This window comes from Burkholderia sp. Ac-20379, from assembly GCF_017104645.1.
Taxonomy (GTDB): Bacteria; Pseudomonadota; Gammaproteobacteria; order Burkholderiales; family Burkholderiaceae; genus Burkholderia.
This window is the reverse complement of the sequence record NZ_JAAGPF010000004.1, coordinates 25,442-39,070: the sequence shown is the minus strand read 5'-3', so window position 1 is coordinate 39,070 and position 13,629 is coordinate 25,442. Positions and strand designations below refer to the sequence as shown.

Here is a 13,629-nt window from a genome sequence, read left to right as displayed (position 1 = left end):
ACATGTCGAAAATCCTGACGATCGAGGACGATGTCCTGATCGCCGACAGCATCGCGCGCCAACTGAACGCGCAAGGCCATACCGTCGACGTGGCGCGCACCGGCCGCGAAGGCATCGCCAAGGTGATGGCGGGCGAATACGACGCCGTCACGCTCGACCGCATGCTGCCCGATCTCGACGGGCTGACGATCCTCTCGACCATGCGCGGCGTCGGCCTCGACACGCCGGTGCTCGTGATGAGCGCGATGTCGGAAGTCGATCAGCGCATCGCCGGCCTGCGCGCGGGCGGCGACGATTACCTCGTCAAGCCGTTCTCGCTCGACGAGATGGTGGCGCGCCTCGAAGTGCTGATGCGCCGCCGGCCGCGCAACGCGCACGCCGAAACGGTGCTGCGCGCGAACGGCATCGAGCTCGACCTCGTGCGCCGCAGCGCGGCGCTCGGCGCGCGCGAGCTGGACCTGCTGCCCACCGAATTCCGCGTGCTCGAATTCATGATGCGTCACGCCGGCCGCGTGCTGACGCGCACGATGATCTTCGAGGGCGTGTGGGGCTGCCGCTTCGATCCGGGCACCAACCTGATCGACGTGCACGTGGGCCGGCTGCGCCGCAAGATCAACAAGCCCGGCGAAGCGCCGCTGATCCGCACGATTCGCGGCGCGGGCTACATGCTCGGCTGATCGTCCTTCCAATTTTTTTGCGGCCCGGCTTGCGGCGGATCGCGGCGCCGGGCGCATCCGCGCTCGCCGGTGTTCATCCGCTGTCATCCTCTGTCATCCGGTTGCGCACGCAACCATCTGCCTCAACGTCGCCGGGCCACGCGCGAGCAGCGATTTCCACGCGTGTTTTCACGCCCGCTTCATGTTCGCGTGCCAGCGAACGCCGCGCCGCCGCGCCCGGCGCGGCGGCCATGAAACTTCTTTCATGTTTTTAGCGACCGGCTGTTAGGGCGTGCTCCCCAGAATGCAGTCGTCGGCGCCTGTCCGCGTTTTCCCGAATGCGGCGGCGCCCGCGCCATTCAACCGAACGACGCTTTCTACGGAGCAGCATCACATGCTGAAAATCGTCCGGCTCGCCCTTGTCAGGCCCTACACGTTCATCGTGCTGGCGCTGCTGATCTTGCTGGCTGGCCCGCTTGCGGCACTACGCACGCCCACCGACATCTTCCCGGACATCCGCATCCCGGTGATCAGTGTCATCTGGAACTACTCAGGCCTGCAGCCGGACGATATGTCCGGACGGATCGTGACGTACTACGAACGCACGCTCGGCACGACCGTCAACGATGTGCAGCACATCGAATCGCAGTCGTTCCGCAGCTTCGGCATCGTCAAGATCTTCTTCCAGCCGACCGTCGACATCCGCACCGCCACCGCGCAGGTCACCTCGGTGTCGCAGACGGTGCTCAAGCAGATGCCGCCCGGCATCACGCCGCCGCAGATCCTGAACTACAACGCCTCGACGGTGCCGGTGCTGCAGATCGCGCTGTCGAGCAACACGCTCGACGAGCAGAAGCTCGAGGATTACGCCGAGAACTTCATCCGCCCGCAGTTGCTGTCGGTGCCCGGCGTGGCGATCCCGACGCCGTACGGCGGCAAGACGCGTCAAGTGCAGATCGACCTGAATTCGCAGGCGCTGCAATCGAAGGGGCTCTCCGCGCAGGACGTAGCGCACGCGCTCGCCCAGCAGAATCAGATCATCCCGGCCGGCACGGAGAAGATCGGCCAGTTCGAATACAACATCACGCTCAACAACAGCCCGCTCGCGCTGGACGAGATCAACAACCTGCCGATCAAATCGGTGGGCGGCGCGACCATCTATATCCGCGACGTGGCGCACGTGCGCGACGGCTTCCCGCCGCAAACCAACATCGTGCGCGTGGACGGCCACCGCGCGGTGCTGATGAGCATTCTGAAGAACGGCTCGGCCTCCACGCTCGACATCATCTCCGGCGTGAAATCGAAGCTGCCGCTGATCGAGCAGACGCTGCCGCCGGGCCTGAAGCTCGTGATGCTCGGCGATCAATCGACGTTCGTGAAGGGCGCCGTGAGCGGCGTGGCGCGCGAAGGCGTGATCGCCGCCGCGCTCACCTCGCTGATGATCCTGCTGTTCCTCGGCAGTTGGCGCTCGACGCTGATCATCGCGGCCTCGATCCCGCTGGCCGTGCTGTCGGCCATCGCGCTGCTGGCCGCCACCGGCGAGACGCTGAACGTGATGACGCTCGGCGGGCTCGCGCTCGCGGTGGGGATTCTGGTGGACGACGCCACGGTGACGATCGAAAACGTCAACTGGCACCTGGAGCAGGGCAAGGACACGCGCACCGCGATCATCGACGGCGCGCGCCAGATCGTGATGCCGGCGCTGGTCGCGCTGATGTGTATCTGTATCGTGTTCGTGCCGATGCTGATGCTCAACGGCATCTCGCGCTTCCTGTTCGTGCCGATGGCGAAGGCGGTGATCTTCGCGATGATCTCGTCGTTCGTGCTGTCGCGCACGTTCGTGCCGATGCTCGCGCAATACCTGCTGAAGCCGCACGCATCGGGCGGCCACGCCTCGGGCGAGCTGGCCGCGATCATGGATCCGCACGGCGGCCATCATCACGCGCCGCCGTCGCGCAACCCGCTGGTGCGCTTCCAGCGCGCGTTCGAACACCGCTTCGAGCGCATCCGCGGCGGCTATCGCGTGCTGCTCGGCCTCGCGCTGACGCGCCGCAAGCCGTTCGTGATCGGCTTCCTCGCGATCGTGGCGGTGTCGTTCCTGCTCGCGCCGTGGCTTGGCCGCAATTTCTTCCCGACCATCGATTCGGGCGAGATCTCGCTGCACGTGCGCGCGCCGGTCGGCACGCGCGTGGAGGAAACCGCCGCCGAATTCGACCGCATCGAGAACACGATCCGCGGCGTGATTCCGCCGTCGCAACTGGTCAAGGTGCTCGACAACATCGGCCTGCCGAAGAGCGGTATCAACCTGACCTACAACAACAGCGGCACGCTCGGGCCGCAGGACGGCGACATCCTGATCACGCTGTCGAAGGATCACGCGCCCACCGCCGGTTACGTGAAAAAGCTGCGCGAGCTGCTGCCGCGTGCGTTCCCGGGCACCACGTTCTCGTTCCTGCCCGCCGACATCACGAGCCAGATCCTGAACTTCGGCGCACCCGCGCCGGTGGACCTGCAGGTGTCCGGCCCGAACCAGGCGGCCAACCTGCAATACACGCAGGAACTGCTGCGCAAGATCCGCCTGATTCCCGGCATCGCCGACGCGCGCATCCAGCAGGCCACCACCTATCCGCAGTTCAAGGTGTCGGTGGATCGCACGCGCGCCGATCAGCTCGGCATCACCGAGCAGGACGTGACGAACTCGCTGGTCGCGTCGCTGTCCGGCACGAGCCAGGTCGATCCGACCTACTGGCTCAATCCGAAGAACGGCGTGTCGTATGCCGTGGTCGCGCAGACGCCGCAGTACCGCATGACCTCGTTGTCGGCGCTGCAGAACCTGCCGGTGACGGGCTCGGGCGGCCAGTCGCAACTGCTCGGCGGCCTCGCCACGATCCAGCGCGGCATGACCGACGCGGTGGTGTCGCACTACAACATCAAGCCGCTGTACGACATCTACGCGAACACGCAGGGCCGCGACCTCGGCGCGGTGGCGACCGACATCAATCACATCATCAAGGCCACCGCGAAGGACGTGCCGAAGGGCTCGACGGTGACGCTGCGCGGCCAGGTCTCGACCATGAACGATGCGTTCGCGGGCCTGCTGCTCGGCCTCGCCGGCGCGATCCTGCTGATCTACCTGCTGATCGTCGTGAATTTCCACTCGTGGGCCGACGCGTTCGTGATCGTCTGCGCGCTGCCCGCCGCGCTGGCCGGCATCGTCTGGATGCTGTTCGTCACGCACACGCCGCTGTCGGTGCCGGCGCTGACCGGCGCGATCCTCTGCATGGGCGTGGCCACCGCCAACGCGATCCTGGTGATCAGCTTCGCGCGCGAGCGGCTCGCCGAAACCGGCAACGCGCTGGTGGCGGCGATGGAAGCCGGCTTCACGCGGTTCCGCCCGGTGCTGATGACGGCGCTGGCGATGATCATCGGCATGGCGCCGATGGCGCTCGGCCTCGGCGACGGCGGCGAGCAGAACGCCCCGCTCGGCCGCGCCGTGATCGGCGGCCTCGCCTGCGCCACGCTGGCGACGCTGTTCTTCGTTCCTGTCGTGTTCAGCATCGTGCACCGCCGCGATAAGAAACCGCACGACGCCCCCAGCGATTCCTCCCCTTCCGCGTCCGGAGCGCAACATGTCCACTGAGATCGATATCAAGTCGCCGAAACGGCTGCCCAACCTCAAGCTGATCGCCGCGATCGCCGCGCTGGTCGCGATCGGCACCGCCGCGACCGGCATCGTCGACCGGATCCATGCGAAGCAGGAGATGACGACCTGGTCCGCCACCCAGGCGGTGCCGACGGTGGTGGCCTACACGCCGTCCACCGCCGCCGCCGGCTCGGCGCTGGTGCTGCCGGGCCATCTGTCGGCGTTCGAGAACGCGCCGATCCACGCTCAGGTGTCGGGCTACCTGCACGCCTGGTACGCCGACATCGGCGCGCACGTCAAAGCGGGCCAGTTGCTCGGCCTGATCGACACGCCCGAGCTCGACCAGCAGCTCCAGCAGGCGCGCGCCGATCTGCAGAGCGCGCAGGCCAACGAGAAGCTCGCCGCCTCCACCGCCGCGCGCTGGACCAAGATGCTGCAGCAGGATTCGGTGTCGCAACAGGAAACCGACGAGAAGACCAGCGACCTCGCCGCCAAGCAGGCGATCGTCGCGGCCGCGCAGGCCAACGTCGGCCGGCTGGACGCGCTCGAGGGCTTCAAGCGCATCACCGCGCCGTTCGACGGCGTGGTGACGGCGCGCAAGACCGACATCGGCCAGTTGATCTCGGCCGGCAACGGCGCCGGCCCCGAGCTGTTCGCGGTGTCGGACGTGCATCAATTGCGCGTGTATGTCAGCGTGCCGCAGAGCGAGGCCGCCGCGATCCACGCCGGCATGAGCGCCACGCTGACGGTGCCCGAGCATCCGGGCCAGACGTTCCAGGCGAAGCTGGTGGACACCGACGATTCGATCGCCGATTCCACCGGCACCCTGCTCGTGCAGCTGATGGTGGACAACAGCGACGGCAAGCTGATTCCGGGCGAATACACCGAGGTGCATTTCGCACTGCCGAAGGACGGCCACACGCTGACGATCCCGGCCAGTTCGCTGATCTTCCGCCAGAACGGCCTGCAGGTCGCCGTGGTCGGCAAGGACAATCACGCGATCCTGAAGAACGTCACGATCGGCACCGATCTCGGCACCCACGTGCAGATCGCCACCGGCCTCGATGCCGACGACCGCGTGATCGACAACCCGCCCGACTCGCTGTCGTCGGGCGACCCGGTGCGGCTGAGCACGCCCGGCGGCAACGGCTCGGCGACCGCCTCGGCCGCCGCCTCGACGGAGCATGCGAATGGCTAAACGCCGGCTTTGCGCGGTGCTGGCCGGCATCGCGTTCCTCTCCGCCTGCTCGTTCGCGCCGACCTATCACGCGCCCGCCACCGCGCTGCCGACGCAGTTCAAGGAGGCGGGCGGCTGGCAGACGGCCCGGCCCGCCGACCGCATCGCGCGCGACGGCTGGTGGCAGGCGTTCCGCGATCCGGTGCTCGACCGGCTCGAGGTGCAGGTGGCCGCCGCCAACCCCGACGTGGCCGCCGCGATGGCGCGTCACGACGAGGCGAGCGCGCTGTTCGATCAGGCCCGCTCCGGGCTGTTCCCGACCATCGGCCTGGGCGGCGGGATCTCCAGCAACCGCGCGTCGAACACGCGCCCGCTGCGCGGCGCGACGCAACCGGACATCTACGGCAACAACACGCTGGAAGCCGGCTTCGACTACGACCTCGATCTGTGGGGCAAGGTGCGCAACGAGGTGGCCGCCGGGCGCGCCACCGCGCAGGCCAGCGCCGACGATCTCGCCTCGGTGCGGCTGAGCCTGCAGGCGAGCCTCGCCAGCGCCTACTTCAACCTGCGCGGGCTCGATCAGCAGCAGAAGCTGCTGGCCGACACCATCGACACCTACCGGCACGCGCTGAAGCTGACCATGAGCCGCCACGCGGGCGGCATCGCGTCGGATCTCGACGTGTCGCGCGCGCAGACGCAGCTCGATGCCGCGCGCGCCTCGGCCGAGGACGTGCGCGCGCGCCGCGCGCTGTACGAGCACGCGATCGCGACGCTGACCGGCGTGCCGGCCTCGTCGTTCTCGCTGGCGCCCGATCTGGGCACCGCGCACCTGCCGTCGATTCCGGCCGGGCTGCCCGCCACGCTGCTGCAGCGCCGGCCCGACGTGGCCGCCGCCGAGCGCCGCATGGCCGCCGCCAACGCGCAGATCGGCGTGGCGCGCGCGGCGTTCTTCCCCGACATCACGCTCGGCCTGGTGGGCGGCTATCAGAGCTCGGGGCTGGGTCACATGCTCAGCGCGCCGAACGAGATCTGGTCGATCGGGCCGAGCCTGATGCTGACGCTGTTCGACGGCGGCCGCCGCCAGGCGATCACCGACCGGGCGCACGCCAAGCTGGCCGAGAACGGCGCGCAATACCGCGCCGTGGTGCTGCAGGCCTGCCAGCAGGTCGAGGACAACCTCGCGCTCACGCATCACCTCGGCGACGAGGCGGATCGTCAGCAGGAAGCGCTCGACGCGGCGGAGCGGACCTTGCAACTGTCGATGTCGCGCTACCGGGATGGGGTGGTTAGCTATCTCGACGTGGTGACGGCGCAGACCACCGAACTCAATACGAAGATCGCGATGCTGGAGCTGGATACGCGTCGGCAACTGGCTGCCGTGGGGTTGATCGCGGCGCTGGGGGGCGGGTGGTCGGCGAACGGCGGCGGGGCGGCGGTGGCCGGGGCGCCTGCGGGGGCATCGAGTGCGGCTGCGGCTGCGGCGGTGCCGGTGGCGGCTTCGGCCGTTCAGCAAGGCCCTGCGCGAACCTGAATCTTTCACCTCCTGCGGCATGTGTGGTGCATGCCGCGCTTTGAGCGTCCGCCGGGTTCGGCGGACGCTTTTTTTTCTCCTAAGGCCACGATGCCAGGCAAAAACCGGTTCAAACATTGCGCTGACGCAATCTGGATCGATAGCAGTGCAACCAAGTCGCATTGCGGCGACGCGTCAGCTTACGTACCTTAGCCCGCACTCGAACTGCTGCGTGTTACAGGCAAGTTCAAGCAGGCGAACTTCGCAGGCCGTGCCGTTTGGCAGATGTAGCGATCGAGCTTCAAGTCCGCCTTGCTACCTTCGATGAAGCAGCGCTACGACAAGGACTCCTGCACCATGATCATCAGCCCTCCCTTTTTGCCGGAGTCCGGTCTCTGGTCGGATGATGCGTCAAGAACGGACCCGATGATGGATGTCGTCGACGGGTTCGAATGCGTCCATGGCATCTATCCAATTGCACACGATCGAGATTGGCACTGCGGCGTACACCTGGCTCCTGACATTGGCGGCCCAGTTCATGCGATTGCCGATGGGGAGGTCATCGCATATCGCGTCTGTCAGCATGCAATCGCTTCAGGTCAAGGGAATGCGGGATTTGTGCTCCTTAAGCATTCGACAGAAACCGGCCACGGTCGCGCCCTGACGTTTTACTCGCTTTATATGCATCTGTTGGCGCTTTCTGAGTATCACGAGCTTGGGTTTGACGATAAAGGAATGGCCGGCTTCCTGCGTCTGCCGTCCGGCCCCAATGTCAAAGGAGGCGTGACTTCTGCGGCTCCCGGAAGCGGTGAAAAGGTTCGTCGCAAAGACGTCTTGGGATATTTGGGCAGGTATCAGGGCGTCGGGTATCTGCATTTCGAAATATTCATGACGCCGCCGGACTTCGAAGCGTATTTCGACGGCACGCAAGTCGCCAACCTTACGCCAAGCGCGCCCGTTGTTGCCGAGAGTTGGGGGCACACATATCACCTCATCCCTGAAGGCCAGCAGTTCCGTTCAACGCCACCGGGAACGGATGCACGCGGAAAGCTGAACGGGTTGCATATCGAACCGGGAGTGAATGGCACCACACCCGTGCCGCTTGTCGTAGAAACTTACTTCAACAAAGGCAGCAAATACACGAATGTGTGGAAGATCGAGGCAGACGGTTCTCGAACTTTGACGACACCGGCCCCTGTACGCCACCGTGACTACGAATACGAGCTTTATCGACGCGCCACCGCACTCTACGACGCTTGTCCGAGTGACGGCCTCGACCTGCTTCGCTTCGGCCGCATCACTTCGCCGCAGGCCACGCTGATCGACGCCACGCTTACGAACTGGGCGAGTGTCACATACGACGAAGCCACAATGGGCTACGTCAACATGAACAGCCCGCTGATCGCTACGCGTTCCGATGCCGATTTTCCGTGGTTCATGGGATGGCAAACGATCGACAATCAAAATGCCCCGTTTGATGAGGCCGGTCTCTTCGAAATGGATGCACTCAAGGCACTCGTCAAAGATTCGTCGAATTATTGGGAGCGACTCGACGAGGACGAGCCCGAGAAAAAAAGAAAAGCGCTAGAGCTTGCTCACTACATCACGCTGCAAGATAGCACCAGACAAAGGCTCCGCGGCTTCATCTGCCATGCGCCCAGCGAGTGGGACAGCACCCATAACCAGACACGCTACGGCAGGTTGCTCGACGAAGGAGATTTCTACGATGGAAATATCGACGGCTATCACGAATTTTTGGTTTATCTGGACAGTCTGCAGTTCTGGGGTGCAACGGGCCTGCCCGCTGGCCAAAAACTGTGGTTCTTCCATCCTCTATCGTTCATACGTCACTTTAGACGGTGTGGATGGCTGACAGAAGCCGAGCTTGCCGCAACCTTCCCTCGCCACCTGTTTTACACGCAGAGCGGCAGTCCGAGAAAAGCCATTACCACGGACAACGACACCTATAGCTTGACCATTTCAGCGGCCCGGGATCGCATCCGAAATTTCGTCACGCCACTCAATAAATGTCTACAAAAATACATGGGAAGCAACCCGCAGCGCATCGCCCTGTTTTTGGCGCAAACCCTTTGGGAAACCGCGCAGTGGAGACATCTCGGTGGTACCAAGCGGCGCTTGCACGAATGGGGCTTCGGAAAATATTCGGCCGCGAACCCGGCAACACAATACTACGGACCATTTTACGGGCGCGGCATCATGCAACTGACCTGGGCTGGCAACTACAACACATATGGCGTGTACAGATCGATTCCAAATAACGACATGCGAACCTACATCGAACGTCTCACAAGCACGCCGCCTCGCCTGACGGACATCTCCCAGCACTATTCCGTCAACCCAAACGACGGAGGAAAACTGATGCAGTGGTATCCACGTTACGATCCCGACCAGATTGCCGAGGATTTCGATCTGGCGTGCGATTCAGGCGGCTTTTATTGGGTGTCCAAATCGTTTTCCCGAGGCACGAACATCAATCGGGTTTGTGATGAGCGTTACTCCATCCAGTCCGTTGGATTTATCAACAGGCTCGTCAACGGCGGAGCGAACGGGTATTACGAACGGCAAGCTTATTCGCGATACATCTTGAATGTACTGAACGATGAGGTCATTCCTCCCGGAACATCCACGATCACGCTTCCCACGCCGCGAGCGAGCGTGATCGTATCCATGCGTGCCCCGGAGTAGCCCATGAAATCGTTCATGGCATTGTTGTTGCTGACAACGCTCATGCCTGTCAGCCGTGCCGCCGACAGCCCGACGACATCATTTCACCCCGCGCCCGGCGTGTCGGCAAGTATCTCGATACAGTCGGACGACTTATGCTGGGAAATCACGCGCGATGCGATACCTGCGCGAGATTGCATCAAGGTGCGATCCGAGGCGGTTCCTCACATCGACATCCAGGATTTCGATTTCAGCGGCATGCCAGGATTTTCCATTTGGCAGATGGACGAGGGTAAGGCTACCTATTCGATATATCGAATCTTCACATATTCGAGGATCAGGAACACGTTCATTGAACGCACCCCGAACCCATCATGCGGCGACGAATTCATCAACCTTCGAGTAGACAGACATAAGCGGCGCCTACTCAGCACGTTCTGGAATCAAAACACGCCGGAACTCTGCATTACCCGCTTACGCCGAATCAAGTAGACGGCAAGAGAGCGGCCCTCGTGCCCCGTCAAACATGTCCGAGGCCATGTCGGTAGACTAGTGACCTGTTTGACAAAAAAGCCACAGACCCGGATGAATCGAACCGCTGCTAGCCGCGAAGTCGGCTTGAACGCAGGGATCTGCGCATCGACTCCCACCCATCGTACCGAGCGGGAGCAGGCATGAACGCTCACCCTGATGCTGGGAGCTCGACCGCTCCGCCCCCCGACAAGCTCGACCTCGAGGCCATGTCCTCGTTCCGCCACGAACTGCGCAAATTCCTGCGGGCGTCCGAGGAAATCGCCAACGCGGCCGGCATCACCACGCTGCAATACCAGTTGCTGCTCCATGTGCGCGGCTTTCCGGGCCGCACCTGGGCCAGCGTCGGCGAGCTGGCCGAGCGGCTGCAGGCCGCGCCGAACGGCACCGCCGCGCTGGTGTCGCGCTGCGAGAGCGCCGGGCTGGTGGAGCGGCGCGCCAGCGAAGCCGACCGGCGGCTCGTGCAAGTGCACCTGACGCGCAAGGGCGAGCGCTGCCTGCTCGACCTCGCCGCGCAGCACAAGGCGCTGTACGGCGCATTCGGCTGGGTCTTCTCGCATCGCGAAAACTGACGCCGAGTCAAGCCCATTCTGGCCGCGCGGGCATTTATGTCACAATATGCCTCTTTTTCTGGCCGGCCCCTCCCATGCGCTTACCTGCCCTTTTCGACCGCCGCAAGATCGTGCGCGGACGACGCCGATGGCTGCATTTCGGCCTGTTCTGGATGGGGGCGGTGGCCACCGGGCTGGTCGCGGTGCTCTACGCGCGGCTCATCGATCTCGGCTACGACCTGTTCCAGCACATGCACGCCGAGCATTTCTGGCTGCCGCTGCTGGTCACGCCGGCCGTCTCCGCGCTCGGCGTGTGGCTGACGCGGCGCTGGTTTCCCGGCTCCGAAGGCAGCGGCATCCCGCAGGTGATCGCCACCCTCCACGATGTGCGCGGGCTCGGCCCCCGGCTGCTGACGCTGCGCATCCTGATCGGCAAGATCGGCATCTCGTTCCTGGCCATGCTCGGCGGCTTCACGATCGGCCGCGAAGGGCCGACGATCCACGTCGGCGCGTCGCTGATGTATTCGCTGCGGCGCTTCTACCCGGCGCGGCTGCGCACCATTTCCGGCGTGGCGATCGAGCACAAGCTCGCGCTGGCCGGCGCGGCGGCCGGGCTGTCGGCCGCGTTCAACGCGCCGCTGGCCGGCGTGGTGTTCGCCATCGAGGAGCTGTCGCGCAGCTTCGAGCAGCGCACCAGCGGCGTGCTGATCACCGCGATCATCTTCGCGGGCGTCGTCTCGCTGGCGCTGCAGGGCAATTACGTCTATTTCGGCACGATCGCCATCGACGGCCACCTGCCGAACCTGCTCGCGGTGGCGGTGGTGCTGGTGGGCGTGCTGACCGGCGCGCTCGGCGGGCTGTTCTGCTGGCTGCTGCTCAACACGCCGCGCTGGATGCCGGGCCGGCTGCTCGCGCTGCGGCAGGAGCGGCCGGTTCAGTTCGCGGCCGTGTGCGGCTTCTTCATCGCGGTGATCGGCGTGGCCAGCAGCGGCCACACGTTCGGCAGCGGCTACGCCGAGGCGCGCGGCATGCTGGAAGGCCATGCGCAGGTGTCGGCCGTCTATCCGCTGATCAAGATGGCATCGATGATCGGCTCCTACCTGCCCGGCACGCCGGGCGGGCTGTTCGCGCCGTCGCTGGCGATCGGCGCGGGCGTCGGCAACACGCTGCACCTGGTGTTCGGCCAGATGCAGTTGCCGATGCTGATCGCGCTCGGCATGGTGGGCTATCTCGCGGCCGTCACGCAAAGCCCGATCACGGCGTTCGTGATCGTGATCGAGATGATCAACGGGCACGCGCTGGTGATCTCGCTGATGGCCACGGCGCTGATCGCGAGCCAGACCTCGAAGTTCTTCGCGCCGCCGTTGTACGAGGCGCTGGCGCAGCGGTACATGAAGCGCTGAGCGCCTCCGCGCGCCCATAAAAAAACCCCGCGACGCGCTACCGCGTCACGGGGCCGAAGATCACCGCCTTCCGCTCGCCCGGCCGATGCTGCCGACAAAACAAGAGGGGCGGAAACCGCACTACCGGCGCAGCCGGTCGCTCACCGGATACGCCGCCACCTAAGCGCGCGAATCGATCGACCCTCGCGCAACGCGAGGCCGGGCGGCACACGCCGCCCGGCCCGCCTCAACCGGCGAGGACCGGTCAGAACTTGTGACGAATGCCGGCTGCCACGACAGCCTGGCGGTTGTTGCTCGATGCCGCGAAGTTGAAGATGCCGGCCTGGCCCAGCACCGACACGCCGTCGGCGCCGCTGACCTTGCGATAGACGCCTTCCAGATACAGATCGGTGCGGCGCGACAGCGCGTAGTCGGCCTGCAGCATGAACTGGTTCCACTTCGGCGCCAGCGTGCGGCCGGCATTGTCGAAGCGGCCTTGCGTGTAGGTGTACGAACCACCCAGCGTCAGGGCCGGCGTCAGGAAGTAGCGCGCATTCAGTTCATAGTTGCTGAACGTGAGGAGCTGGCCGTTCACGCTGCCGTACGAGCCGCCTTCCGAAATTTCGTTCGGATTGTTGAGGATCGTGCGCGTGTAGACGAAGCCCACGCTCGCCTTGTCGAACGCGTAGCGTGCGCCCGCGCCGAAGGTGCGCCAGCGGCCGCCCACCAGCATCGAGTTGCCGTCCGAGCTGCTCAGCGAACCGCCCGTGTTGGCCGGCGTGTTCACGCCGCCCGGGTTGTTCGATTGCAGGTAGCCGACGCCCAGGCTGACCGGGCCGTTCGCATACGCGGCGCCGACGCTGTACGCGTTGTTGTTCGACATCCCGCCGCCCATGTTGCTGAAGCCATAGGCGCCGCCGAACGAGAATCCACTGTAGTTCGCGCTGCGGAACTTGATGGAGTTGTTCATGCGCGTGTCGTTCGCGAGGTTGTCGTTGTCGAACGGGTGGTCGGCGATATTGCCGCCGAAGCCGGAGCCGGTCGCCGACAGCGGCGCGACGTAGTCGACGATGAAGTCGTACTGACGGCCCAGCGTCACGGTGCCCCACTGGTTGCTCGACAGACCGACGAACGCCTGACGGCCGAACTCGTCGCCGCCGTTGCCGAACTTGCCGGTGTTCACGCTGAAGCCGTTTTCGAGGGTGAACACTGCCGACAGGCCGCCACCGAGGTCTTCATTGCCGCGCAGGCCCCAGCGCGAGGTGCTGACGTTGCCGCTTTGCACGCCGTAAGCCGGGCCGCTCACGTTGCCCGACTTCTGGTTGCTGATGTAATCCAGGCCTGCGTCGATGGTGCCGTAAAGCGTCACGCTGCTCTGCGCATGAGCGGCGGTCGAAAGCAGGCACGCGAGCGCTGCCGGGATTGCCAGATATTTCTTCATGAGATTTTCGCTAGAGTGGGTCGGTCTTCTCGCACCGCAAGCCCCGTGTGTGG

General features: G+C 64.9%; 9 protein-coding genes. 8 read left to right on the top strand and 1 reads right to left on the bottom strand.

What is annotated here, in order from left to right:
* Positions 1–2: 2 nt before the first annotated feature.
* The 8 genes from G3N92_RS01080 (at position 3) to G3N92_RS01045 (ending at position 12,156) form a co-directional block, all read left to right on the top strand.
* Entirely contained in the window at positions 3–677 is a 675-nt protein-coding gene (locus tag G3N92_RS01080; protein WP_206125593.1) for a response regulator transcription factor, read from the top strand.
* Between the two features lie 373 nt (positions 678–1,050).
* Positions 1,051–4,296 carry an efflux RND transporter permease subunit gene (locus G3N92_RS01075; RefSeq protein ID WP_206125592.1) on the top strand — a complete coding sequence of 1,082 codons (3,246 nt, stop codon included), beginning with the start codon at positions 1,051–1,053 and terminating at the stop codon, positions 4,294–4,296.
* On the top strand, positions 4,286–5,497 hold the full coding sequence (locus G3N92_RS01070; protein WP_206125591.1) for an efflux RND transporter periplasmic adaptor subunit: 1,212 nt from the start codon (positions 4,286–4,288) through the stop codon (positions 5,495–5,497). The genes G3N92_RS01075 and G3N92_RS01070 overlap by 11 nt, the downstream gene beginning before the upstream one ends.
* Positions 5,490–7,007: an efflux transporter outer membrane subunit gene (locus tag G3N92_RS01065; protein ID WP_206125590.1), complete on the top strand. Its 1,518-nt coding sequence runs from the start codon at positions 5,490–5,492 to the stop codon at positions 7,005–7,007. The genes G3N92_RS01070 and G3N92_RS01065 overlap by 8 nt, the downstream gene beginning before the upstream one ends.
* Positions 7,008–7,310: 303 nt before the next feature.
* Complete coding sequence (locus tag G3N92_RS01060) at positions 7,311–9,692, top strand: M23 family metallopeptidase (protein ID WP_206125589.1); 2,382 nt, start codon at positions 7,311–7,313, stop codon at positions 9,690–9,692.
* A gap of 3 nt (positions 9,693–9,695) precedes the next feature.
* On the top strand, positions 9,696–10,163 hold the full coding sequence (locus tag G3N92_RS01055) for a hypothetical protein (protein WP_206125588.1): 468 nt from the start codon (positions 9,696–9,698) through the stop codon (positions 10,161–10,163).
* 182 nt (positions 10,164–10,345) lie between these two features.
* Positions 10,346–10,774, top strand: coding sequence for a MarR family winged helix-turn-helix transcriptional regulator (locus tag G3N92_RS01050; protein WP_206125587.1), 429 nt, complete (start codon positions 10,346–10,348; stop codon positions 10,772–10,774).
* Between the two features lie 74 nt (positions 10,775–10,848).
* Positions 10,849–12,156, top strand: a complete 1,308-nt coding sequence (locus tag G3N92_RS01045) for a chloride channel protein (protein WP_206125586.1) — start codon at positions 10,849–10,851, stop codon at positions 12,154–12,156.
* Between the two features lie 244 nt (positions 12,157–12,400).
* Here the strand turns inward: G3N92_RS01045 and G3N92_RS01040 are convergent, their stop codons facing one another.
* Positions 12,401–13,576, bottom strand: coding sequence for a porin (locus G3N92_RS01040; RefSeq protein ID WP_206125585.1), 1,176 nt, complete (start codon positions 13,574–13,576; stop codon positions 12,401–12,403).
* Positions 13,577–13,629 lie beyond the last annotated feature (53 nt).